Here is a 436-nt window from a genome sequence, read left to right as displayed (position 1 = left end):
GTTTTAGAAAAGATATGAGCATTAAAAGGCTTCGGAAAAAAGCCGGCTGGGATAGTGAAACTTTAGACAAGATAATTACAGCCACCATTTAAGCTGATTTATATGGGACAGAGCCAAACCCCAACCCCCGTGCAAAGCTACATCCTGGTGGTGCAAGAGGGCGAAGGCATCAAACGTATGAAAGCCGATGCGGAAAATGCCATCGCCATGCGCGCCCTTGGTGAAAAGCGTACTGAAGGCAATGAACTCACTGGCTATACCATGATGGAGATTGCCCGCATCCTGATGCAGGCCCACGGCCAGAACCTAGCGGGTCTGGATAAGATGGGCATTGTCGCCGCCGCCTTTACCCACGGCTCTGGAGACTTCGCCACGGTGCTTGGCAATATCGCCAATAAATCCATGCTCAAGGGTTACTCAGAAGCGGCAGAAGTCT

1 protein-coding gene is annotated in these 436 nt (G+C 50.9%); it reads left to right on the top strand.

Annotated elements, in window-relative coordinates:
- Nucleotides 1-102 precede the first annotated feature (102 nt).
- Nucleotides 103-436 (top strand): hypothetical protein (locus tag MO867_RS22655; protein WP_252473391.1); only part of this gene is annotated, 334 nt, incomplete at its 3' end.

This window comes from Microbulbifer okhotskensis (assembly GCF_023895975.1).
GTDB lineage: Bacteria > Pseudomonadota > Gammaproteobacteria > Pseudomonadales > Cellvibrionaceae > Microbulbifer > Microbulbifer okhotskensis.
Note: the sequence above shows the minus strand (reverse complement) of the source record. Positions and strands in the feature narration are given on the sequence as shown.